This is a genomic window from Jannaschia sp. M317, from assembly GCF_025141175.1.
GTDB lineage: Bacteria > Pseudomonadota > Alphaproteobacteria > Rhodobacterales > Rhodobacteraceae > Jannaschia.
The window spans coordinates 1,315,008-1,338,487 of the sequence record NZ_CP081155.1 but is presented as its reverse complement, the minus strand read 5'-3'; the positions used below and the strand labels follow the sequence as shown (position 1 = coordinate 1,338,487).

At 67.5% G+C, this 23,480-nt stretch carries 16 protein-coding genes; 6 read left to right on the top strand and 10 right to left on the bottom strand.

Features of this window, described 5'->3' with window-relative positions:
• Nucleotides 1–15: 15 nt before the first annotated feature.
• The 9 genes from K3551_RS06920 to K3551_RS06880 form a co-directional block, all read right to left on the bottom strand.
• Nucleotides 16–816 (bottom strand): flagellar motor protein MotB, encoded by an 801-nt coding sequence (locus K3551_RS06920; protein ID WP_259918742.1) that lies wholly within the window; start codon nt 814–816, stop codon nt 16–18.
• Nucleotides 817–872: 56 nt separating this feature from the next.
• Nucleotides 873–1,415: a pyridoxamine 5'-phosphate oxidase family protein gene (locus K3551_RS06915; protein WP_259918741.1), complete on the bottom strand. Its 543-nt coding sequence runs from the start codon at nt 1,413–1,415 to the stop codon at nt 873–875.
• The gene (locus tag K3551_RS06910) at nt 1,408–2,457 is read right to left on the bottom strand and encodes a lipocalin-like domain-containing protein (RefSeq protein WP_409197411.1); all 1,050 of its coding nucleotides are present in this window, start codon (nt 2,455–2,457) and stop codon (nt 1,408–1,410) included. Before K3551_RS06910 ends, K3551_RS06915 begins: the two co-directional genes overlap by 8 nt.
• Before the next feature lie 10 nt (nt 2,458–2,467).
• A complete protein-coding gene (locus K3551_RS06905; RefSeq protein WP_409197423.1) occupies nt 2,468–4,849 on the bottom strand; it encodes an FtsX-like permease family protein in 2,382 nt (793 codons plus the stop codon).
• Nucleotides 4,849–5,505 carry an ABC transporter ATP-binding protein gene (locus K3551_RS06900; RefSeq protein WP_259918739.1) on the bottom strand — a complete coding sequence of 219 codons (657 nt, stop codon included), beginning with the start codon at nt 5,503–5,505 and terminating at the stop codon, nt 4,849–4,851. Before K3551_RS06900 ends, K3551_RS06905 begins: the two co-directional genes overlap by 1 nt.
• A gap of 70 nt (nt 5,506–5,575) precedes the next feature.
• Nucleotides 5,576–6,310, bottom strand: coding sequence for a proteasome-type protease (locus K3551_RS06895; RefSeq protein ID WP_259918738.1), 735 nt, complete (start codon nt 6,308–6,310; stop codon nt 5,576–5,578).
• Nucleotides 6,311–6,454: 144 nt separating this feature from the next.
• Nucleotides 6,455–7,312, bottom strand: coding sequence for a transglutaminase family protein (locus K3551_RS06890; RefSeq protein WP_259918737.1), 858 nt, complete (start codon nt 7,310–7,312; stop codon nt 6,455–6,457).
• On the bottom strand, nt 7,309–8,250 hold the full coding sequence (locus tag K3551_RS06885) for an alpha-E domain-containing protein (RefSeq protein WP_259918735.1): 942 nt from the start codon (nt 8,248–8,250) through the stop codon (nt 7,309–7,311). The genes K3551_RS06890 and K3551_RS06885 overlap by 4 nt, the downstream gene beginning before the upstream one ends.
• Entirely contained in the window at nt 8,250–9,677 is a 1,428-nt protein-coding gene (locus K3551_RS06880) for a circularly permuted type 2 ATP-grasp protein (RefSeq protein ID WP_259918733.1), read from the bottom strand. Before K3551_RS06880 ends, K3551_RS06885 begins: the two co-directional genes overlap by 1 nt.
• A gap of 151 nt (nt 9,678–9,828) precedes the next feature.
• Between K3551_RS06880 and K3551_RS06875 the strand changes: the two genes are divergently transcribed.
• The gene (locus K3551_RS06875; protein ID WP_259918731.1) at nt 9,829–11,193 is read left to right on the top strand and encodes a nitrate- and nitrite sensing domain-containing protein; all 1,365 of its coding nucleotides are present in this window, start codon (nt 9,829–9,831) and stop codon (nt 11,191–11,193) included.
• A gap of 197 nt (nt 11,194–11,390) precedes the next feature.
• Here the strand turns inward: K3551_RS06875 and K3551_RS06870 are convergent, their stop codons facing one another.
• Nucleotides 11,391–12,941, bottom strand: a complete 1,551-nt coding sequence (locus tag K3551_RS06870) for a phospholipase D-like domain-containing protein (RefSeq protein ID WP_259918729.1) — start codon at nt 12,939–12,941, stop codon at nt 11,391–11,393.
• A 227-nt stretch (nt 12,942–13,168) separates the two neighbouring features.
• Here K3551_RS06870 and K3551_RS06865 point away from each other — a divergent pair, with 227 nt between their 5' ends.
• The 5 genes from K3551_RS06865 to K3551_RS06845 are packed head-to-tail and all read left to right on the top strand — an operon-like array spanning nt 13,169 to nt 23,479.
• Nucleotides 13,169–14,965, top strand: a complete 1,797-nt coding sequence (locus tag K3551_RS06865) for an autotransporter assembly complex family protein (RefSeq protein ID WP_259918727.1) — start codon at nt 13,169–13,171, stop codon at nt 14,963–14,965.
• Nucleotides 14,965–19,512 carry a translocation/assembly module TamB domain-containing protein gene (locus K3551_RS06860; RefSeq protein ID WP_259918725.1) on the top strand — a complete coding sequence of 1,516 codons (4,548 nt, stop codon included), beginning with the start codon at nt 14,965–14,967 and terminating at the stop codon, nt 19,510–19,512. Before K3551_RS06865 ends, K3551_RS06860 begins: the two co-directional genes overlap by 1 nt.
• Nucleotide 19,513: 1 nt before the next feature.
• Nucleotides 19,514–20,134, top strand: coding sequence for a paraquat-inducible protein A (locus K3551_RS06855; RefSeq protein ID WP_259918724.1), 621 nt, complete (start codon nt 19,514–19,516; stop codon nt 20,132–20,134).
• Nucleotides 20,101–20,739, top strand: a complete 639-nt coding sequence (locus tag K3551_RS06850) for a paraquat-inducible protein A (protein ID WP_259918723.1) — start codon at nt 20,101–20,103, stop codon at nt 20,737–20,739. The genes K3551_RS06855 and K3551_RS06850 overlap by 34 nt, the downstream gene beginning before the upstream one ends.
• The gene (locus K3551_RS06845; RefSeq protein WP_259918722.1) at nt 20,732–23,479 is read left to right on the top strand and encodes a PqiB family protein; all 2,748 of its coding nucleotides are present in this window, start codon (nt 20,732–20,734) and stop codon (nt 23,477–23,479) included. Before K3551_RS06850 ends, K3551_RS06845 begins: the two co-directional genes overlap by 8 nt.
• Nucleotide 23,480: the final 1 nt, after the last annotated feature.

Here is a 23,480-nt window from a genome sequence, read left to right as displayed (position 1 = left end):
AACGCGCGCTCCATGTCAGGGGTTGGACCCCGCGCGCAAAAGCGTGATTTCCACCCTGTTGTTCCGCGCCGACAGGGGGTTGCGATCCGCGGGACGGCGGTCGGCGTGGCCAGTCAAACGGGCAATCCGACCATCGGGGATTTCAAGCGGCAACAGAGTGCGGCGCAGGGCCTGCGCCCGTTCTGTCGACAGGTCCCAGCCGCGCGGCACCCGTGTCACGACCGGTTCAGCCGCTGTAAACGCGCTTAGCGCCAAGGGATTGCGCTGCTCCCGCAGGAGGGGGGCGACCGAGCCGAGAAGCTCCCGCAGGGTGGGTGTCGCGTCCCCCTGCTCGAACAGAGGACGGTCCGGCAGGTCAAAGAGTTCGATGACCAGCCCCTCATCGGTCAGGCGCACGGCGACATGGCGTAACTGTTCCTGATCCAGCAGGCTTTCGCCACCTCGCCCCAAAAGCGCGGCTTCGACGGCCTCCAGCTCCGCGTTCTCCGCTTCGGTGGAGCCATGAAACGTGGTCGACGTGACGCCGCCGCGCCCGACGTCGACGGCGGTGGAGTCACTGCTGATCGTACGCCCACCCAGCGCCCCATCGCCGCCGCCAGAGGTGCGCGACAGCGCAACGGTGGGGCTGAAGTAGTCGGCCAGGCCCTTGCGCTGATTCTCTGTGGTGGCGTTCAGCAGCCACATCAGCATGAAGAAGGCCATCATCGCGGTCACGAAATCCGCATAGGCCACCTTCCACGCGCCACCATGGTGGCCGCCACCGCCGACCACCTTCTTGCGCTTGATGATGATCGGGCGCTTGTTCTCGCCACTCATGCCCAGATCCTCCGACAGTTTGGCCGGAGGTTTAGCGCCAAGTCGTGAACGAACCGTTAGGGCGCGACCCAGGCCCCGCGCAGGTCCGGCCCCTCAAAGACCGCGCGTCGATGCGGATCATGGGCCAGGCTGACCGCATCCATGCGCAACACGGGCCCTGTCAGCGTGCCGTGGCGCGCGGCCTCGGGGGTGCGCGTCAGACGGTCGGGGTCGTCGATGGGCGTGCCGGGGGCCGGGTCGGTGCCATAGTTCAACCGCGCCTCGGGGGGGATCGCAGCCCAACGCGACGGGTCCGCCGGGAACACAGTCAGGCGCACGGACAGGCGCAGCTGTTCCTGCGTGTCAGGGTCCCAAAACAAAAGCGCCGCACGGGGATCCCGGCGCAGGGCCGTGACCTTGGCTGTGCGCAGATCGGAGTGCACCTCGACCTGCCCGGCCCCGGCCCGACGCAGACCAACGATCCGCGCCTCTGGCCCCTCGGCACCCAGCGTGGCGAGTGTGGTGAAGCGAAAGGGATCGTCCGCCTTCGCCGCCCCGCGGGCAAGCCGCGCCCAAAGGTGCGCGCGCAGGGTACCGAGGCTTTGCCAGGGATCACTCATAACCGGTCATCTCCAGATATCCTTCGGCCCGGTGGCTGCCGGTCGCGGTAACCGGGCCCTCCCAATAGGAAAACAGCGTGTCTTGCCAGCTTTGCGGGTTCACGGCCCCGACGTCCAGGTCCACGCCCTCGGCCGGCAGGCGCAGCCGCCAGCGCACCGGCACCGTGCGACCGGCGACCTGGGCCGTGGTCAGCGGCTCCAACGTCAGCGCGCCATCGCCATAGGGCGTCAGGCGACCATCGGGCGCGATCCAGGACGCATAGGTATAGTCGCCATCGCCACGCAGCCGGAACGCCATCAGCCGGTTGCCGTCGTCAAGATGGAGCGAGAACCAATCCCAGCCCTCCTGATCGCCCTCCAACGGTTGCGAAGACCATTCCCGGTCAAGCCAGGCCTCCCCCGTCACCTCGACCGGACCGGATGGCAGATCGAGCAGACCGCTGACGCTGTAGAAGGGTTGGGAGTAGTAGTAGCTGGCCTGCCCGCTGGCGGATTTGACCGAAAAACCGCCGTCACCATGAAACACCAGCGGCCCCTGAGCGGACAGGGCAAGGTCGTATCCCGTCTCGGCGGTCCGCGCACGCAGCGTCAGCCTGTCAAGATCCGGTCCTGCCAATTGCCAGTCATCGATCCACGCATCGAAAGGCGCGACCTGGACGCCCGCCTGGCCGACGCCGCCACGCGCCAGCCGCTCTGCGGAATAGTGGGCATCGGGGGTGGTCAGACCGAAGTGTCCCATCCAGACCTGCGGGCCCTCGGGCGACAGGGCGGACCGGAACAACGTCCATTGGATGCCGTACCGGGTGCCTTGGGCATCGCGCAGGGTCGCGGTCAGATACCACCATTCGATGCGGAAACCTTCATGGGGTCCGTGGTCGGCGGGAAAATCGAACACCGGATCTGGCTGCGGTAAGGCAAAGCCGTCGCCCCCCTGCCCCAAACCGGCAAACCCCTGCGCCGCCGCGCCTGTGCCGATCGCGACGCAAACCGCCAGCGCGGCGGCAAAGCCTTCGAAGGCTTTGCTCAATGTTTTCCATAACATTGATCCCCCGTTACCGTTCATGCGCAAAGACCTTGACCAGGTCCGAGGGCGGCATCCGCCAGAGCCGCCAGGCCGGGACCGCCGCCGCCAGAACCGCCGCCGTAAGGGTCCAGCCGCCCAGCCGCAGCCACCCCCCCGGATCCGGCAGGAGCGGCAGGCGCCAACCGAAGGCCTGCACGTTGACCACAGCCAACAGCACCCAGGCCAGTGCGATCCCCACCGGTACCGCCACCGCCCCGGTCAGCGCCGCCAGCAACAGCGCGCGCCCCAGGTCCGCCACTGCCAACTGCGCCCGCGTCAGGCCCAGCGCCCAGACAGGTGCCACCTGCGGCAGGCGCATCGTTCCCAGCGTCGTCAGGGACGCCCAAAGCGCAAAGGCCGCGACCCCCAGCGTCAGAACATTGAGTGCGGCGGTCACTGCAAAGGTCTGTTCGAAAACCCTCAACGAGAAGGCCTTGACCTGCGCCTGTGCCACCACGCCGTCGCCTGTCAGGTCGAACCGATCGCGCAGCGTCTCTGCCAGGGCATCTGCCGCATCAGGGGCCACGCGCAGCGCCATACGCCGTCGCTCCGCCTGCGGGAAGACCGCCTCGAACGCGGCCAGGCCCAGCATCGCCTCGCCTCTTGGGTTGCCGTAGTCGGAATAAACGCCCAGGATCGGTGTCTGCCCAAGAACCGGCACCACGATTGATGTCCCCGCCCAAAGCTCCTCGCGCCGGGCCAATTGTTCATTCACCAACACGCCCGCACCCGCCGCCACCTGGTCCCAGACTGCGGGCACCGCATCCAGCAGGGGCCAGTTGTCGCGATAGGTCGGATGATCCGCCACCGCGAACAACGCGCCCGGTGCCCCCGCCAAATCGGTCTCGACCGAGACAATGGGCAAGACGGCATCAACCTGCGGCGCAACCCAGGCCTCGATGGCATCGGCCTGGGCCATATCCTCGGCGGTGATGTACAACTCGGATGCCAAACGCTGATCCAGCCACCCGACGAAGGTCGCGCGGAAGCTGCCGACCATAGTGCCCACGCCGATATTGGCCGCCAGCGCCAGCAGCAGCGCCATCAGCGCAAGGCTCAACCCCGGCACCTGTTGGCGCGTATCCGCCCAGAGCCATTGCGCCACGGCCCCCCGCGCGCGCGCCGCGCCCGCGTCCAGCACGAGGGTCAGGACCGGCGGCAGCAGCAGCGCCGCGCCCACCAGCAACGCGCCCAGCGTCACGAACCCCACCACCAGACCGGTCCCAAAGACCGCCAACCCGGCGGCCCCGCCCAACAACACAAGCCCCGCCGCCCCCTGCATCCAGACGCTGCGCCGCTGTGACCGCGCCCAGGCGCGGGGCATGGCAGGGGCCAGAACCGGCAAGGTCACGATCCGGTGCAGGCTTGCCGCGCCTGCAATCGCCATGCCTGCCCCCGCCATGGCAAAGCCCGACATCCACCAGACGGGCGAAAGCGTCAGCGCCCCCTCGACCCCTGCGCCGTAAAGCCCCGACAGCGTCGCCGCGACGCCGGGCAACAGAGCCGCCGCCACGAGATAGCCCAGCAGAATGCCAAGCGCACCGGCAACAAGGGTAAAGGCCAGCAGCTCGGCCGCCAGCAAACCGCCCAGCACCCGCGCAGGCAGGCCCAGCGCGCGCAGGGTACGGAACAGGGTGCGGCGCTGTTCGAACGCCAGGCCGATGGTTGCATGGACAATGAACAACCCGACCGCGAAGGCCAGCAGCCCAAAGGCGGTCAGGTTCAGATGAAAGCTGTCGGTCAGTCGGGCGATGTCACCACCGCCCGCGGGTTGCGCGACCCGGGTGCCGGGCAAAAGGTCGGGCAACTGGTCCAGAGGATCCGGCGTCGGTCCCCCGACAAGAAGGCGCGTGATGCCCTCTGATCCCAGCACGCTCTGCGCTGCTTGCAGGTCCAGCAGGACCACCCCCGGTGCCAGCCCCTCCAACGCGCGCGCCGGCGGCAGGGTTTCGGGCAGGCGCGCCAAGGTGTCGGGGGCGGCAAAGGCCACCTCTGCCGCGAGGAAGGCGCGCAGCAGGTCCGGCTCGGACAGATCGGGCATCGCGGTGCCGGGCGTCTGCGGTAGGGTGAAAGGGTCGATCCCCAGCAGGCGGAGCCCGCCGGGCAAACGGCCCTCGACCACCGGAGACACGGGCCAGCCCGCGCGCCTGGCCCGGGCGAAATCGGCCAGCGTCAGCGCCCCTTCCAACGCGGGCAGCCGGTCCTGCCCCAGGGTGGCCGCCGCCCGGTCATAGCTGAGCCGCGCCTGTGCGTTGATCGCCTGCACCCCGGTCCAGAGCCCGGTCGCCAGCGCCAGCCCGATGATCAGCGTCAGCAGCTGGATCGGATGACGCCGCCAATGCGACCAGAGCGCCTGCGCCCCCGCGCGGATCACGCGACGCGGCCCGCACGCAGGTGCAGTCGCGCATCCAGCCGGTCGGCCAGACGATCAGAATGGGTCACCATCAGGAACCCCGCACCGGCCTCGGACACAAGCTCCAACATGAGCGACAGCACCGCGGTGCCCGTGGCCTCGTCCAGGTTGCCCGTCGGCTCATCCGCCAGCACAAGGCGCGGCGACGCGGCAAGGGTTCGGCCCACAGCGACCCGCTGTTGTTGTCCGCCGGACAGCTGTTCGGGATATTTCGACAGATGATCCTGCAGGCCCAGACGATCCGCAAGACGGGCGAGACGATCAGGGTCGGCCCGCCCCGCGAGGCGGGCATGAAAGGACAGGTTATCGGCAACAGACAGCGAGGGGATCAGGTTGAATTGCTGAAAGACCAGTCCAACTTCGGACCGACGCAGCGCCGCGCGCCCGGCATCGTCAAGCCCCGCGATGTCCCGCCCGGCCACGTGGATCGTGCCGCTGTCGGGGGTGTCCAGCCCAGCGATCAGATGCAGAAGCGTCGATTTCCCCGACCCGCTTTCCCCCGTCAAGGCAAGCGTCTGTCCTGCATCCAGATCAAGGGACACGCCGTCCAGCACGCGGACGGGTCCGTCCGCGGTGGCGAAGCTTTGGGTCAGGTCACGCGCGCGGAGGAGCATGGACAAAGGGTAGCGGGCAGGCCCGCAGGTTCAATGGCCTGGACGCGTTCGTTTCGTCGCAGGGGCGCGATCAGAAGTCGACGTCGGGCAGGCTGTGGAAGGCCTGTCGCAACGCATCGGACCACCCATCCGACACCGCGCGCCAATCCGGGTCAGCATCTTCGATGCGGCGACTCTTGCCCAGACAGAATGCATCGGTCTCGATCACCTGCAGGTCAAGCGGGGTGCTGACCGACAGGTTGGCCCGAATCGTCGAATCGAAGCTGACCATCAGCAGCTTGACGGCTTGGTCGAAGGGCATCTCCGGGTCGTAGGCGCGGACCAGAATGGGGCGGCCGTACTTGGTCTCTCCGATCTGGAAAAACGGTGTATCCTCCTGAGCTTCCACGAAATTCCCTTCCGGGTAGATCATATAGAGCCGGGGCGGGCCGCCCTGGATCTGACCGCCGAGGATCATCGTCGCGCCAAAGGCCTTGGACGCGGTGGGACCGCCGTCGTCGCGACTGTCGGCGATGACTTCCTTGAGGGTCTGGCCGATCAGGCGGGCGGCCTGGAACATCGACGGCACCGTCAGAAGGCTGGGCGCACGGTCGGGCGCAGCCAGGTTGCGTTCATCCAGAAGCGAGACGACCGCCTGGGTGGTGGCCAGATTTCCCGCCGTCATCAACACCATGGCCCGGTCGCCCTCCACCTCCCAGGTGAACTGTTTGCGGAAGGTAGAGATGTTGTCGACGCCCGCGTTGGTGCGGGTGTCGGACATGAAGACGAGGCCACGGTCGAGGTGAAGGCCAACGCAGTAGGTCATGGATGCAGTTCCGGTTTCAGGTCCGTCAGAGGTTGTCGCGGGGACCGCCCATGTCAACGGGCGGCGCATCCGTTGCTGCGGATTTTTCACATTTTGCAGCACGTCTGGATAAGCTGTTTCACGTTTTGGGGTAAACTCGGCCGGTCAACTCTGCGCCTGGTCCTGCCCCCCGGATTGCTGCTGCTGGGCCTGTGCCTTGGCTTCGGCGACATGGACGCTGACCGACATCTGTTCCAACCCGGCACCTTGGCGGATGCCCGAGATGGGTGCCGCGTCGGCATAGTCGAGACCGGTGGCGACACGGACATACCGTTTGTCCGGCGAGATGCCGTTCGACACGTCGAAGCCAACCCATCCCAGACCCTCGACGTGGGCCTCTGCCCAGGCATGGGTCGCCTCCTGGTCGTCACGGTCGTTCATCTTCAGGTAGCCGGAGACATAGCGCGCGGGGCAATCCAGAAGGCGGGCCGCCGTGACAAAGATATGGGCATGATCCTGGCAGACCCCATGGCCATCGGCGATCGCCTCTTCGGCGCTGCGGGCGACGTCCATGCCATTGGTGTCGTAGGTCACCGTCTCGCGGATCGCGGCCGACAGCGCGTGCAGCTGCTCCAACTGGTTTTCCATCGGCCGAACGTCCCGTGCCAGGCCGATGGTGCCCTGCCCGCGCCGGGTCAGGTCCGTGGGACGCAGGAACATCCACAGCGGCATGTAGCCCGCGTGACTGCCGATCACGCCGGTTTCGTCGGACATCTCGATCACGCCCTCGGCGGTGATTTCCACCTCGGTGGCCCCCGCGTCGATCGACACGAGCTGAACGTGGTTGGCGTGGCTGTCGTCGAAACTCAATTCTTCCCGCCCCCCGCGTACACGGGTGTTCCAGTCGACGATGTGCTGGCCATTGCGAGGCTTGGGCGTCAGTCGCAACTGCTGCAACCCGTAGTCCACGGGCGCGTCGTAGCGATAGGTCGTGACGTGGCGGATGTGCAGTCGGGCGGTCATTTGATGAACCTGTAATCTTGTTCGATCTGTTGGCCCAGCGCGTGATTACGCTTCAGGAAGACCTGAAGGAACTGGTGCAGACCCTGATCGAAGATGTCCTCGATGGAGAGCTGTTCCAACATGTGACAAATCTCATGGGACAGATCGTGGGACGGCTGTCGGATGCCGTAGTCGGATTCGAGATAGCCAAGGTTGTCGCCGATCTTCTTGTAGCAGAACGCGAGCGATCGCGGCATGCGCCCGTCGAGAATGAGGAATTCCGCGATGGCGGACGCACCACGGGTATTGCCGTGCACGGTGCGGAACGGGCCTTCGGCGGACAGCGCGCGCAGGATCATTTCCCACTGAGCATTGTCCAGCCGGGAGCCGACACCGGCGATAGAGGGCAACAGAACGAAATACTTCACATCCAGCAGGCGCGCAGTGGCGTCGGCGCGTTCGATGAAGGTTCCAAGACGGGCGAAATCGTAGATGTCGTTGCGCAACATCGTGCCATGCAACGCACCGCGCACAAAGGCCGAACGCGCCCTTATCAGACCCAGCACCCGAGGCAGATCGCGGGGCGGCACCTTGCGCTGCAACGCCTCGCGCAGGGACATCCAGCATTCGTTCACCGCTTCCCAGACCTCGCGCGTGAGGCCGGTGCGCACGGTGCGGGCGTTCATGCGCGCGTTCTCGATACAACTCATGACCGAAGACGGATTGTCGGTGGAGCGCAGCAGAAAATCGACCACCGCCTCGCCCGTCACCTCGTCGTGGTGGGCGTCATAGGCCCAGCGCACGCCGGCGGTGGACAGGATGGACCCCCACTCGCTGTCGTCGGCATCGGGCCTGGTCAGGGCCATACGCTCGCCGGTTTCGACCAGGCGGGCGATATTCTCGGTCCGCTCCAGGTAACGGAACATCCAGTAGAGGCCACCTGCGGTTTTTCCCAGCATCAGTCGTCCTCCAGCACCCAAGTGTCCTTGGTGCCCCCGCCCTGCGAGGAATTCACGACAAGCGACCCTTTCTTGAGCGCCACGCGCGTCAGGCCACCCGGCGTGATGTCGATCCCATTGGGGGACACCAGCACGAAGGGCCGCAGATCCACATGACGCGGAGCCAGCCCCTTCTTGGCAAAGATCGGAACGGTCGACAGCGCCAGCGTCGGCTGCGCGATGTAGTTCGACGGCTTCGATTCCAGCTTTTTGCGGAAGGCGGCGATGTCCTTCTTGGACGCGGTCGGCCCGATCAACATGCCATACCCGCCAGAGCCGTGGACCTCTTTGACGACGAGATCCTGGAGGTTGTCGAGCACATGGGCCAATGCGTCCGAATCCGAACAACGCCAGGTCGGGACGTTTTCCAGCAGGGCCTTTTCGCCGGTATAGAACTTCACGATCTCGGGCATGTAGCTGTAGATCGCCTTGTCGTCGCTGACCCCGGTTCCGGGCGCATTGGCGATGGTGATCCCGCCAGAGCGGTAGACGTCGAAAATGCCGGGCACCCCCAGCATCGAGTCCGCGTTGAAGGTCAGCGGGTCGAGGTAATCGTCGTCGACCCGGCGATAGATCACGTCGATCGCCTTGTACCCGCGCGTGGTGCGCATGGCGACACGGCCATCGACGACCCGCAGGTCATGCCCCTCGACCAGCTCGGCCCCCATCTGGTCGGCCAGGAAGGAATGCTCATAATAGGCCGAATTGTGGATGCCGGGCGTCAACACCGCAACCACGGGGGTATCGGTGCATTTTGTCGGCGCGCAGGCCGACAGGCTTTCGTGCAGGTTGCGCGGATAGTTCGACACCCGCTGCACCTTGTTGCGCGAGAACAGCTCCGGGAACATCGCCAGCATCGTTTCCCGGTTTTCCAGCATGTAGCTGACACCGGACGGCGTGCGCGCGTTGTCTTCGAGGACGTAGAACTGATCCGGCCCGGTGCGCACCAGGTCGATGCCCACGATGTGGGTATAGATGTCGCCCGGCGGATCGACGCCGATCATTTGCGGCAGGAAGGCTTCGTTCTTGGCAATCATAGACGCCGGCAGGACGCCCGCGCGGATGATTTCCTGCCGGTGATAGATGTCGTGCAGAAAGGCGTTGAGCGCGCGAACCCGCTGTTCGATGCCCTTGGACAGCTTGGCCCATTCCCGCGCCGCGATGATGCGCGGAATGATGTCGAAGGGGATCAGCCGTTCGCCAGCCTCCTTCTCGCCGTAGACGTTGAAGGTGATGCCGGTCAGGCGAAAGGCGTCCTCGGCCTCGCGGGCCTTGGCGCGCAGGCGCGCGGGGTCCTCTTCGTCAAACCAATGGGCGAACTCGGCGTAGGCGGCACGGGTCTTGCCGTCGGCGGCCCGCATTTCGTCGAAAGTTGCGTCATTTGTCATGTCACAACCCTGTCCCGGCAGAACGCCGGGCGCAATGGCCTATGGGAACGGAAGTGGAAAATTCGGCGGCGGTAAGGGTTTGGAAAGGGGTTGCTAACGGAATCGCAACCCTCTTCGCCACATATCCGGGCGGAACTGCAAGGGATCCGACATGATGCGACTTCGCACTCTCACGGTCAGCCAATCGATGGCTGTCGTCTTTTTCTCGGGCTTCGCGGTGGCGCTGTTGTTTTCCCTGTCGTCCCTGATGGCTCAGAAGCAGGAACACGGCATCCTGTCGCGGGACCGCGATCTTTTGCAGCTGACGCAGAACATGGGGGCCCTGGTCCACGAGATGCAGCGGGAACGCGGGCTGACCTACAGCTGGCTGACGGCACGAGACGAAGACCTGCGCGACGCGCTGGAGGTGCAGCGCCTGGCCACGGACACGGTCCTATCCCGCGTCATGTTGAGCAATGGAAACGAGATGCACCGTGACGTCATGACGTCCGGGGGGCGGTTTGCGGTCCTGCAGCACTGGCTGGACACCCATCGGGAAACGGTAGACGCCGGGGACCTGATCCCACGGGCCTATCGCGATGCAATGACGGAGCAGAACACCCGCATCATCGGTGCCGTCGCCCGTGCTGCGGAATCGGCCTGGTCCGGGCGGCTGGCCCTGTTGATGCGCAACGCCTCTGCGCTGATGGTGGCCAAGGATGCGGTCGGGCTGGAACGCGCCATGGGCGGCGCGATCATCGCCAACCTGGCCGCCGGTCGGGCGGTGCCCGAAGCTTTGCGCCGGGAATTGCAGGATCAGCAATTGATCCGCGACACCTGGCTTGCGGGCTTTCGCATGGTCGCCGACGAGGAAGCGCGGGTGTCCACCGATCTTTGGGCACGCGCACCAGAGACAACGAAATTTCTGGCCGCCCGTGCGGCGCTGCTGGATCCGACGGGGCGCGACACCCGCCTGCCCGCGTCGCCCCAGGCCTGGTTCACCATCGCCGACCGGTTGATCGATTCCCTGCGCACCCTGGAGGTGGAAGGCAACGTACGCCTCAACGAGGCGCTGGACGCCGAAACCACGGCGCTTTGGCACGCGTTTGTCCGGGACCTGACGTTCCTGGCGGGGTTGTTCATGATCTTCGGATCGCTGGCCTACCTGACGCTGCACCGGGTGGATCAGTCGATCGGGTCCATCATCGCGTCGATCCACGCGATGTCGCAGGATCCGGTGGGCACGCGTGTGCCGCCCTGCTCTCAGGCGGATCTGAACCAGATCTCCGAAGCCTTGTCTGCCTTGCGCGCGGCCCAGATCGAGCGGCGCATGTCCGCCGCTGCGGCCGAGGACATCCGGATCTACGTCGACGAGAGATTGGATGATGTGCTGGCGGCGGCGGCGCGGGGTGATGCGGATCGGCGCATCGATGTGCTGGGGCTGGATGCCCACGGCGCAGTTCTGGCACGCGGCATCAACCGGCTGCTCGATCAGATCGAGAGCGATCAGTCCAACAACCGGTCGGCCTCGGCGTGAGTGGGCGCGCCCGGACTGCGGGGCGTCGGTGACACCTGAGGCCCGCTGGGCGGTGCCCTGGCGGACCCTGAATGAGACGCGGGCACGGGTCGGGGTCATTGCTCCTGAAAGAGAAGTACGGACCCGCGGAGGGGCACGGCCGTCGCCCGCGGCTCTCACAGCATCCTGGCGGTGGGCCTGCCAGCCCGCGCCCGAAGTCAGACCATCTCTTCGGGGATGACCGGCAAATCTCGGCCAAAACGGCGACCGGGACCGGAGCGGTAGGGCACGAGAAATCCCAGACGCGCACTCGGGGTGCTATGGGCATTGCGGGCCGCCTGGGCGCGCCAGGCGGCGACGCAGCTTTCGGCAGAAACCAGGCGCTCCGCCTCGGCGTCGTCCAGCCAATGCCGCAGCAAACGGTCGCGAAGGGCGCGAACCTGAGCAGGGTCGGAAATCTTCACGCCGAATTCCGTATCCCAACGCAAACTGCGTCCGTTGAGATTCGCGCTGCTGATCACGGCGAGGGTCTCGTCGAAGATGCTCACCTTGGCGTGCACATAGATCAATGGCGCACCATAAAGCGTATCGCGCCCGCGCGACGTGGCCGCGACCCGGCGCACCGGCGCGCCGATGAACAGCCGTGTCCCGAAGGCTCGTCGCAGGCGCGCGACACAGATCGCCTGCAGATATTCGCCAAACCGCGCGTCGCTGCGGTCGCTCTGTTCGAAGGCGACGTCTTCGGGGGCGCCGGGCAGGATCAGGAACAGGCGCAGCTGCGGATTGCGGCGCGCCGCACGGGCAAGGGCCCCGGCAATGCGGCGACTGCGGAGAAACTGCGTCTCGATATAGATCAGGTCGCGGGCGGCGGCGATGCCGCGCAGGGTCTCGGCCTCCAACTCGGTCAGCAATCGACGCGGGGCAAAGGAATTGCCAGTGCCCGCCGCACAGGCCGAAAGCGTGCGCAGGACGCCACCACTTGACGGGCTGGGCGGCGCGTGGCGATGCGTGGCCGACACGAAAGTCTCCAGGTGCGCGCGCGCGACCTGGGCCATCGCGGGATCGTCGATCATGACCTGCACGTCGTGCCAGGTTTCTTCGGCGGGGCGGTCGTGGGCCAGAGTGTCAAAGCGACGTTCGTTCAGGTCCAGCCCGCCGCAGTAAAGCCGCCGCCCGTCGATCACGGCGAGTTTCTGGTGGTGCGTAACCTGGGCCAAATCCGGCAGGAACAGACGGCGCGGGCGCAGACGCGCGCCCTGGACGCGGAGCATGCGCATCACTCCGGGGTGATCCAGCAGATAGCGCGCGCGCGCGCCCTCGGGCATCTGCGCCAGACTGCGGGTCCGCGCGCCCAGCATCAGCTGCACCTTTGGCCAAAGCGCCAGGCGCACCGGCCAGGCCAGACGCGCCGGGTGCAGGGCCGCGCTGACATCCAGCTGCGCGCCCGGCGGGGCCAGTTCGCGCAGCGCCGCCGCCGCGCGCAGGCTGCGCCAGGTCAGGCCATGCAGATGTTCGCCCACGACCGCGTCGAAATCCGACAGCACCAGGCGAAAGGTCACGCCCCGGCGCAAGGCATCAAGGATCAGGTCGAACCAATCCGCCCCGACCGCGCGGGCACGGGGGCTGCGCAGGCGGGTTGCGAAGTCGAAGATACGAAAACCGCAGACGATTTCCTCGTGCGCGTCGAGAACCGCCTCCTCGAAGGCGGGAAATGCCTCCTGTGCGGTCAAGAGAGGCAGGAGTGCGGGAACGGTCGGTCCGGGCAGCATCGGTCAATCGCCTAGGTCTGAGAGCGAAAGACCTAGGTTGCGCGCTCTGAATTTCCAAGGGACGCGCCGCGCCGCCTGGCGCCGGTCACACAACATTGACGGCCTTTGCCTTTCCGAAGGGGGGGCGTGGTGCTAGCTGTTTGCACAGCGGTGCCGTGCGGGGCCCGCACGCCCCGGTGGTCCTTTGGCCTGCCGAACTGCCATGCGGGGCCATCTGGGGAGTGGAAATGCGTTTTCGGAACCTTGCCTTGGCGCGACTGGCCCTGTGCCTTGCGACCCTGTCGATCCCCTTGACGGCCCCTGCCGCCGAATTGCGGCTGAACCTTTCAACCGACGAAGACCTGGCGGAAACGCTGCGCGCCGCGTCCTTGCTGGCGCAGGCGGTGGACGAGGGCACGCAGGTGCGCCGCGATCTGGTCGCTGCCGCGCAGGCAGATTATTCGCGCCTGTTGGCCGTCCTGTTCGAAGCCGGCCACTTTGGGCCCGCGATTTCCATCACGCTGGACGGGGTCGAGGCCGCCGCGCTGCCGACGATCGGGACGACCGGCTCGGTCGGGACGGCGTCGATTTCGGTGCAGCCGGGGCCCGTATTCCTGTTTGGAACGGCGACGGTCGGCCCCCTGCCCGACGGCATCCGCCCGCCCGAAGGCTTTGCCAGCGGAGCGCAGGCGGGAACGGATATCCTGCGGCAGGCGACCGCCGAGGGGATCGACGCCTGGCGTGGTCGCGGCCATGCCAAGGCGGCTTTGGCTGACCAGCAGATCACCGCGCGCCACGACGTCGACCGGCTGGATGCGCGGCTGACGCTGGCCCCGGGACCACGGCTGACGTACGGTCCGCTGACCATCGCAGGCAACGAGGCCGTCAAGACGCGGCAGATTTCGCGTATCGCCGATCTGCGGCCGGGGCATGTGTTCGACCCCGAAGAGGTGCGGCAATCGGCGCGGCGCCTGCAGCGGACCGGTGCCTTCCGGTCGGTGTCCATCGTCGAAGCGGAGGAGATCGCGCCGGGCCAGACCCTGCCGATGGAGGTGCAGATCGTAGAGCGCCTGCCCCGCCGGATCGGCTTTGGCGCAGAGCTGGGGACGACCGAGGGGCTGGGCCTGTCGGCGTTCTGGCTGCACCGGAACCTGACGGGATACGCCGACAGCTTTCGCGTGGAAGGCGAGGTCGAGGGTATCGGCGGTGACAGCGGCGGCGAGGATTATCGCCTCGGGCTGAGCTATAATCGCCCCGCCACCTTCAACCCGGAAACCGACCTGTTCATCACTGGCGAAATCGAAAGCCTGGACCAGCCGGAATTCTCCTCCGACCGGGCGGAACTGGTGGTGGGTGCCCGGCGGATCGTGAGCGACGAGTTTCAGTATTCCTATGGTCTGTCGTTCGAGAAATCCCGGATCACCGACGCCTTCGGCACCCGCAACTTCGAGATCGTCTCCCTCCCGCTCGAGGCGCAGTATGACCGGCGCAACGACCCCTTGAACCCGTCTGACGGCTATTACGTCGAGGCAGGCCTGTCGCCCTTCCACGGCTTCGAGACGGCGGGCAGCGGGCTGCGGTTCACCGCCGACCTGCGCGGCTATCAGGGGTTTGGTGCAGAGGATCGGACCGTTCTGGCCGCGCGGCTGCAACTGGGATCCGTCGTCGGGCCGGATCTGGCGGATACGCCCGCCACGGATCTGTTCTATTCCGGTGGCGGCGGCACCGTGCGGGGTCAGCCGTTCCAGTCGCTGGGCGTGACCCTGCCCAACGGGCGCGAGGTGGGCGGCCGGTCCTTTGTCGGATTGTCGACCGAAATTCGCCAGCAGGTGACCGACAGCATCGGCATCGTGGGCTTTGTGGATGCCGGGCGCGTCAGCTCGGAGAGCGGGTTCTCCGACGGGGAAACCCATGTCGGCGCGGGCCTTGGCGTGCGGTATCAGACCGGGATCGGGCCGATCCGCGTGGACCTGGGCCTGCCGGTATCGGGGCCGGGCACCAACAGCGGTGTCGAGGTCTACATCGGCATCGGGCAGTCGTTCTGATGCGCGCGCTTCCCCTTGCGCTGACGCTGGCGCTGACACTCGCCCTGCCCGCCGCCGCCCAGGACGCCGCCGAGGAGCGGGATCGCAGCTTTCTGACCGCCCTGATCGAAGACAACCTGAGCGCGCCCGGCCTGTCGGTGCGGATCGACGGCTTTGAAGGGGCCCTGTCATCCGAAGCCTCGCTGGACGTTCTGACGATCTCGGACGACGCGGGCCCCTGGCTGCGGCTGGAGGAGGTGGTGCTGGACTGGAACCGTTCTGCCCTGCTGCGCGGACGGCTGGAGGTGGAGCAGTTGACCGCGGCGCTGATCGCGGTCGAACGCACGCCCCTGCCGCCCGAAGGGGTCGAGGCCCTGCCAGAGGCCGGGGCGAGCGGGTTTTCGTTACCGAACCTGCCGGTTTCCGTCGATATCGGTTTGATCCGGGCAGAACGCATCGACCTGGGCGCCGCGATCCTGGGGCAGGCCCTGTCGCTACGGCTGGAGGCGACCGCGCAGCTGGCCGATGGATCGGGCCAGGTGGATCTGACCGGCGAACGGCTGGACGGGGTCGCGGGCACCTTCGACATCGAAGCCGGATTCGACGCCGAGACCAAGATCCTGTCGGTCGATCTGGACGTGCGCGAGGCCGAGGGCGGGCTGGCGTCCGGCCTGCTGCAACTGCCGGGTGCGCCCGCGATCGAGCTGACGGTGACGGGAACCGGGCCACTGGACGATTTCGCCGCCGATATCGCGGTGGCCTCGGACGGGGCGGACCGGTTGTCGGGACAGGTGACACTGGCCGGGGTCGAGGACGGCCGCCGCTTTGCCGCCGACCTGGGCGGCGACCTGACCGCCTTGCTGGCCCCGCGCTATCGCCCGTTCTTTGGCGATGACGTGGGCCTGCGGGTCGTGGGCGTGGCGCTGGATGCCGGTGGCACCCTCTTGCAGGAGCTGGACATCTCGACCCAGGCCCTGACGCTTGGCGGCACGGCAGAGGTCGGGGCCGACGGCTGGCCCCGCGCGCTGGACGTGACCGGGCGCATTGCCTCGGCGGATGGAACGCGGGTCCTGTTGCCGACGGCGGATGCGATCTCGTTGGCCGGGGCGGACTTCGCCCTGCGTCACGATGCTCAGGCGGGCGAAGATTGGCTGCTGGATCTGTCGGTCGAGGCACTGGACCACCCGGCCCTGACGCTGGACCGCGGGTACGTGACCGCGCGCGGCACCGTGGATCGCAGCGACGGGTCCGTCATCGGGGCCAACGGATTGATCGAGGCGGCGCTGGACGGGATCGGCTGGATCGACCCGGCGCTGGCGGATGCGATCGGCGCGCAGGTCACCCTGGGCGCACAGGTCGGCTGGGCCGAAGGCGGGCCGGTGCGGATCACGGATCTGGCGCTGGAGGGCCCCGCGCTGACGGCATCGGGCGCGGTGGATTATGCACTGGACGGGCGCGCCTTGCCGGTGACACTGGATCTTCGGGCCGAGGTGGGGGCCTTGTCGCGGCTGTCGGCCCTGACCGGGCTGGACCTTGGCGGCGCGGCGGCTTTGGAGGTATCGGGCGATCTGACCCCGGTTGGCGGCGCTTTTGATCTGTCGGCGCGGGGCGCGGCAGAGGGGCTGCGCACCGGCATCGCCCAGGCAGACGGGTTGCTACAGGGGCGCACCGCGCTGTCGCTGGCGGCGCGGCGCGATGAGACGGGCACCTATCTGGACGCTCTGTCCCTGGAAAATCCGCAAGTGGCGCTGTCGGGCACCGCACGGATCCTGGCCGAAGACGCCCCCGCCCGGACCGAGGGGCAGACGGGTCAGGCCACGCTGGACCTGACGGTGGCGGACGGCGGGGTCGTCGATCCGCGTCTGACCGGCCCGCTCAGCGCCCGCGTTGCGCTGAGCGAGGATGACGCCGGTGCCTGGGCCGGCAACGCGGAGATCACGGCACCGCAGGGGGTGTCCGCCACGGCCGCCGGGCGGCTGACGGGGCCTACGCCGGACCTGGATTTCACCCTGTCGGTCCCCGAAATCGGGGCCTTCGTCGACGGCGTGCCGGGGGCGCTGACCGCCGAGGGGCGGGCCTTTGCCGAAGACGGGATCTGGTCGGTGGACGCCAATCTGGCCGGACCCTGGGGATTGGTGGCCGAGGTCGCCGGACCGGTCACGGGCGACGCGGTAACCATCACCTATTCGGCACGCCTGCCGGACGTCACCGCACCGGTCCCGGCGCTCGCCGCGCTGCCCGCGCTGGCGGGACCGGTCGAATTGTCGGGCAAGATCACACAGGAAGGCGCGGCCCTGGTCACGGACACGCAGGTCACCGCGCCCGAGGGTGTCACCTTGCGTCTGCGCGGCCCTGTGACAGGCCCCGCCCCCCGGTTGGAGATGGCAGCGACGGTGCCGCGCCTGCAGGTCCTTGTGCCGCAGGTGGAGGGGACGCTCAGCCTGGACGCCCTGTTGGCGCGGGCGGGCGAGGAATGGACCCTTGAGGCCCGCGCGCGCGGCCCCGAAGGCACGCGCGCCACGGTCGAGACGGTGTTGACCGACACGCCGCTGGCGGTGGATTTCACGCTGGATGTGCCGCGCCTGGCCGCTTTTGCCGCGGGTGTGCCGGGCGGGCTGGACCTGTCGGGCATGGCCGTGCAGGCAGAAGACGGCTGGCGCGTCGATCTGGACGGAACCGGCCCCTATGCGGCGACGCTGAACGCCTCGGCCCGCCTGCCGGACGCGGGGCCCGAGGTGACGCTGACCGCACGGATCCCGGACGCCACGCGGATCGCACCGCAATTGCGCGGTGCCCTGACGGTCGAGGCCGAGGCGCGACAGCGCGGCGGCGTCTGGTCGGCAGACGTGGAGGCGAGCGGCCCGTTGGGCGCACGGGTCACGGCGAACGCCCGCCTGCCGGACAGTGGGGCGGAGGTGACGGCGGCGCTGCGGATGCCCAACGCCGCCACGTTGTCGCCTGCCCTGCGCGGCCCCCTGAACCTGGACCTGACCGCGACAGAACGCGGCGGGGTCTGGCGCGCGGATGTGGACGCGTCGGGACCGTTCGGGGCCGATCTCGACGTGTCGGGTGTCGTCTTTGGTGGGCCGGTGGACGTGGATGTGGCATTTGCGGTGCCCGATATCTCGCCTCTGGTGCCCGACATTTCCGGCCCGCTGCGGGTCAGCGGGCGGGTGACGCAGCCGGGGTCGGATTACCGTCTCGACCTGTCGCTGACCGGGCCTGCGGGCACGGCGGCGCAGGTCGCAGGCACGGTGGCCACGGATGCGACGCTGACCCTGTCGGTCAGCGGCAGCGCGCCGCTGGGTCTGGCAAATGCAGCCGTGGCCCCGCGCCGGTTGGGCGGCACCGCCAGTTTCGATCTGCGCGTGGCCGGACCGCCCGCGCTCGACTCGGTGACCGGCACGATCCGCACCACCAACGGCGCGGTCAGCCTGCCCACCCTGCGCAACGGGCTGGAGCCGCTGGTGGCGACCGTAACGTTGCAGAACGGGCGCGCAGTGGTGGACGCACAGGCGACGTTGCAAACCGGCGGTCAGGTCCAGGTCAGCGGGCCTGTCGACCTGTCGGCCCCGTTCAATGCAAACCTGCGGGCGCAATTCGCCGTCACGCTAGAGGATCCGACCCTCTATACTGCCAATGTCTCGGGCGATGTCGCCGTGACCGGGCCGCTGACGGGCGGGGCGGTGATTTCGGGGCAGGTGCTGTTGGACGGCGCAGAGATCGCTGTCCCCTCCTCTGGGTTGACGGCCATCGGCGACCTGCCCCCCATCGACCATCTGGCCACCCCGCGCCCAGTGCAGCGCACCCTGGCGCGGGCAGGCCAGGACGCAAAGGCGGTGCGCGCCGAGAAGCAGGCCAGCTCCGGCCCGGGTTTCGGGCTGGACCTGAGGGTCGATGCACCCGGTCGCATCTTTGTGCGCGGGCGCGGCCTGGACGCGGAACTGGGGGGATCCTTGCGAGTGACGGGCACCACGAATGCGCCGGTCACGGCGGGCGCCTTCGAGCTGGTGCGCGGGCGTCTCGACATTCTGCAACAGCGGTTCGATCTGGACGAGGGCACGATCAGCTTTCAGGGTGATCTGATCCCCTACATCCGGCTGGTGGCCATCACCGAGACCGATGCCCTGACCGCCTCCATCGCGGTCGAGGGACCGGCGGACAGCATCGAGGTCAGCTTTGGCAGCAGCCCGGACGTCCCGCAGGAGGAAATCCTGGCGCAGATCTTCTTTGGCCGCGACCTGAGCCAGCTGTCGCCCTTGCAGGCGCTGCAACTGGCCAATTCCATCGCCGTTCTGGCGGGTCGGGGATCGGGCGGATTGTTGGAAAAGCTGCGCGGCAATGCGGGACTGGACGATCTGGACGTGACCACCGACAGCGACGGCAACACCGCCGTGCGGGCCGGCAAATACATCTCGGACAATGTCTATACCGACGTCGAAATCGACCAGAGCGGGGACGCGACGATCTCTCTCAACCTTGATCTGACGCCGAACCTGACGGTGCGGGGCGCGACCGGTGCCAGCGGCGAAAGCAGCCTCGGCATCTTCTTCGAGAAGGACTACTGAGATGGAGGCGACCGACGACATGGTCTGCTGCCCGGTCTGCGATGCGCTGCACCATCATGTGGACGTGCCGGACGGGGAACGGGCCCGCTGCATCCGCTGTGGCACCATCATCGCGGTGGGCCGGCCCGAGGCGATCCTGCGGATCGTGGTCCTGGCCTCTACCGCGCTGGTTCTGATGAGCATCGTGGTCTTCTACCCCTTTCTGGAGCTGCGCAACGGCGTCTTCGAAAGCAAGGCCTCGGTCTTCGAGACAGTGATGAGCTTTAGCCAGGGGATCATGGCGCCCCTGTCGCTGGCGGTCGCGGCCTTTGTGATCGTGCTGCCGGTATCACGGCTGGTTTTGCTGATCTGGGCATTGGGGCCCCTGTCGGTCGGACGCGCGGCCTGGCCCGGCGCGGCCTTTGCCTTGCGGTGGGCCGAGGTTCTGAAGCCCTGGGCCATGGCCGAGATCTTCATGGTGGGCGTGGCGGTCGCGCTGGTGAAACTTGCGGATCTGGCGACCCTGTCGATGGGCCCCGCCTTCTGGTCCTTTGCGGCCATCGTGGTCATAACGGGCCTCAAGGACACGCAGATGAGCAAACATTCGATATGGACGGCACTGGATCAGGCAACAAGGCGCTGACCGCCCGCGATGCGGGGCTGGTGGGGTGCAGGCACTGCACGCGGGTTTCGCCCGCGGGCACCTGGACCTGTTCGCGCTGTGGCGGTGACCTGGTCAGCCGCGATCCCACGTCCCTGCAAAAGGTCTGGGCCTGGTGGATCGTCGGATTGATGGCCTACATCCCCGCGAACCTGTACCCCATGCTGCTGACCACGACGGTGGGTCGCACCGCCGAAGCGACCATCGTGGGCGGTGTGATCGAACTGATCCATCACGGGGCCTACGGCGTGGCGGGCATCGTCTTTTTCGCCTCGGTCATCATTCCGGTGGGCAAGTTTCTGGCGATTGCCTACCTGGCCCTGATCGTGCGCAAACCCCATGGCACCAAGCCCAAGAGCCTGCTGCATCTGTATGAATTCGTGGAATGGATCGGCCGTTGGTCGATGATCGACGTCTTTGTCGTGGCAATCCTGGTCGCGCTGGTGCAGTTCTCGCTGATTGCCACGATCAACCCCGGAATCGCGGCCGTGTCGTTTGCCTTGTCGGTCGTATTCACGATGCTGTCGGCGCTGAGCTTTGACAGCAGAATAATCTGGGACCGGATCGAGACGTTGAGCGATGAGTGACGAAACACCCCATAGCCCCGTGATGGAACGCCCCCGCCCCCGGCGGCGCATCGTGTCGGCGGTCTGGCTGGTGCCGATCATTGCCGTCATGATCGCCCTGGCGATTGCCTGGCAAAGCTATGCCAACCGCGGTGTCCTGGTGCAGATCGCCTTTCCGGATGCCAGTGGCGTCGAGATCGGGCAGACCACGCTCCGCTACCGTGAGGTGACGGTCGGCGTGGTCGAGGACGTGGGGTTTTCGCCGGACCTGGCCTCGGTCAATGTTTACGTGCGGGTGTCGCGCAACATCGCGCCCTATCTGGATGACGACGCGTCCTTCTGGGTGGTCCAGCCCGAGGTGTCGGCGCGGGGCGTCGAAGGGTTGAACACGATCCTGTCGGGCACCTACATCGAAGGCACCTGGGATAGCGACCTGGGCACGCCCCTGACGGCATTCGTCGGCGATGAGCGGGCCCCGATCGTCCCGCCCGGCGTGGACGGAACCGCAATCACGCTGACCACGCGCCACAGTTCGCGCCTGGGACCGGGGGCACCGATCCTGTATCGCGGGATCGAGGTGGGCGAGGTGTCGCAGCCGCGACTGACGCCTGACGGCACGGAAATCCGCATCGACGCCTTCGTCCGTGCGCCCTATGACCGCCAACTGTCGACCGCGACGCGGTTCTGGGATGCCTCGGGCGTGTCGGTGAACATCGGCGCGGGCGGCGTGGACCTGCGGCTGGGATCGGTGGCGACCCTGCTGGAAGGCGGGCTCAACTTCGACACGCTGATCTCTGGCGGCTCGGGGATCGGCGAAGGCCACGTCTATGAGATCTTTGCTGACGAAAGCGCAGCGCGCGCCTCGACCTTCGAGACGCCGTCGGCGCGGTCGGTCAAGCTGTCGACCCTGTTCCCGTCGGCCATCGCAGGCCTGCGGCAGGGCGCGTCGGTGCGCTACAACGGGGTGCGCGTCGGGTCGGTGACCTCGATCAACGGCTTTATCCGCCCCGACGATCCGACCCGGCAGGTCCAATTGCTTGCCGTCATGGATCTGCAGCCGGTCAAGATGGGTCAGGAAGGCGAGGTTTCGGAACTCGCCGGGCTCGATTTCATCGGGGGACTGGTCGAAGACGGGTTGCGCGCGCAGTTGGTCGGGCTTGGCCTGTTCGGTGGGGAATTGGCCATCGACCTTGTCCAGACAGCGGGTGCGCCGCCGGCCCGGTTGGAAATCGGCGTCGCCGACAACCCGCTGATCCCTTCGATCGAAACCGAGGACTCCGGTCTCGCCTCCAGCGCGGCAGGCGTTATGGACCGGATCGCGGCCCTGCCGGTGGAAGAATTGCTGACTTCGGCCACCGATCTTCTCAACAACCTCAACCGCATCGCGGGCGACCCGGACACGCGGGCCATTCCGGGCGCGGCCCTGGCCGCGATCGAAGACGGACGCGGTCTGATCCGGGACGGGCGCGGCATCATTTCCTCGCCGCAGGTGGCCAGCGTCCTGCTGGATATCGAAACGATTTCCGCGACCGTCGCGCGGCTGACCACCGAGCTGGAAGAGATCGCCCTTGTCGCCAGCCTGTCGGACACCCTGGAAAGCGCGGGATCTGCGGCCGACAACATCGCACGGGCGACGGTCGATCTGGACACCCTGACCGAACGACTGACCGCAGTGGCCGAAGGGGCCGAGGTCTTGCTGTCCGATGAGGCGACACAGGCCCTGCCTGGTGCCGCGCTGGCCGCGCTGGACGAAGGCCGGGAATTGCTTACCGAGGGACGCGACCTGCTGGCGACGCCTGAGCTCCGCGCCGTGCTTGGCAACCTGGAAACCGCCTCGGCGGACATTGCCGCGATCACGGCGGATGTGGCGCAGACCGCGCTGGCCCCGATGCTGAACGACGCCTTGTCGGCGGCCACCGAAGCCGCGCGCAACATCGCCTCGGGCACCGTCGGGCTGGGTGCCGTTACCGAGAACATCAACGCGCTGGTCACCGATGCCGAGATCCTGCTGTCGGACGAGGCAACGCGCGCCCTGCCCGCCGCGACGCTGGCCCTGATGCAGGACGGCCAGGCGCTGATCGCCTCGCCCGAGCTGGACGCGATCCTGCGCGACCTGGCCGCGACCGCCGCCGACGTCCGCGCGATCACCGCCGAGTTGGCCGCCGCCGAGGCCACCGCCCGCCTGACCGCCGCGCTGGAAGCCGCCGAAGCCGCCGCTGTCGCCGTGGCCGAGGGCACGGCCAATCTGCCGGAACTCTCGGCCTCCGCCCAGCGGGTGATGGCGCAGGCCGAGGAGTTGGGCGCCGGGCTGAACCGCCTGACGGCGAAGACCGAGGCCTTGGCGTTGGAGGATCTGGTGACCTCCACCACCGATCTGATGCGCACCGCCGATGCCTTCCTGTCGTCCGACGAAGCCGACGACGTGCCCGTCGTCCTGGTCGAAACCCTGGAAGAGCTGCGCCTGACGATCGAGACGATCCGCACCGGCGGCACGCTGGAGAACCTGAACACCACGCTCCGCTCCACCTCCGGGGCGGCGGACAGCATCGCCACGGCGGCGCAGGACCTGCCCGCGCTGGTGAACCGGTTGCAGACGCTGACGACGCAGGCGGGCGGCGTGCTGGCGTCCTATGGGGATGGCAGCCGAGTGAACACCGAACTCTATGCCGCGCTGCGTGCCGCCGTGCGCGCCGCCGAGGACGTGTCGTCGCTCGCGCGGACCATCGAACGCAACCCGAACTCCCTGCTGCTGGGAAGGTGAC

Excerpts from the sequence above, each read along its gene's own strand:
- K3551_RS06920 (WP_259918742.1), bottom strand. The coding sequence starts at position 816 with ATGAGTGGCGAGAACAAGCGCCCGATCATCATCAAGCGCAAGAAGGTG.
- K3551_RS06915 (WP_259918741.1), bottom strand. The coding sequence starts at position 1,415 with ATGAGTGATCCCTGGCAAAGCCTCGGTACCCTGCGCGCGCACCTTTGG.
- K3551_RS06910 (WP_409197411.1), bottom strand. The coding sequence starts at position 2,457 with ATGTTATGGAAAACATTGAGCAAAGCCTTCGAAGGCTTTGCCGCCGCG.
- K3551_RS06900 (WP_259918739.1), bottom strand. The coding sequence starts at position 5,505 with ATGCTCCTCCGCGCGCGTGACCTGACCCAAAGCTTCGCCACCGCGGAC.
- K3551_RS06895 (WP_259918738.1), bottom strand. The coding sequence starts at position 6,310 with ATGACCTACTGCGTTGGCCTTCACCTCGACCGTGGCCTCGTCTTCATG.
- K3551_RS06890 (WP_259918737.1), bottom strand. The coding sequence starts at position 7,312 with ATGACCGCCCGACTGCACATCCGCCACGTCACGACCTATCGCTACGAC.
- K3551_RS06885 (WP_259918735.1), bottom strand. The coding sequence starts at position 8,250 with ATGCTGGGAAAAACCGCAGGTGGCCTCTACTGGATGTTCCGTTACCTG.
- K3551_RS06880 (WP_259918733.1), bottom strand. The coding sequence starts at position 9,677 with ATGACAAATGACGCAACTTTCGACGAAATGCGGGCCGCCGACGGCAAG.
- K3551_RS06875 (WP_259918731.1), top strand. The coding sequence starts at position 9,829 with ATGATGCGACTTCGCACTCTCACGGTCAGCCAATCGATGGCTGTCGTC.
- K3551_RS06870 (WP_259918729.1), bottom strand. The coding sequence starts at position 12,941 with ATGCTGCCCGGACCGACCGTTCCCGCACTCCTGCCTCTCTTGACCGCA.
- K3551_RS06865 (WP_259918727.1), top strand. The coding sequence starts at position 13,169 with ATGCGTTTTCGGAACCTTGCCTTGGCGCGACTGGCCCTGTGCCTTGCG.
- K3551_RS06860 (WP_259918725.1), top strand. The coding sequence starts at position 14,965 with ATGCGCGCGCTTCCCCTTGCGCTGACGCTGGCGCTGACACTCGCCCTG.
- K3551_RS06855 (WP_259918724.1), top strand. The coding sequence starts at position 19,514 with ATGGAGGCGACCGACGACATGGTCTGCTGCCCGGTCTGCGATGCGCTG.
- K3551_RS06850 (WP_259918723.1), top strand. The coding sequence starts at position 20,101 with ATGGACGGCACTGGATCAGGCAACAAGGCGCTGACCGCCCGCGATGCG.
- K3551_RS06845 (WP_259918722.1), top strand. The coding sequence starts at position 20,732 with ATGAGTGACGAAACACCCCATAGCCCCGTGATGGAACGCCCCCGCCCC.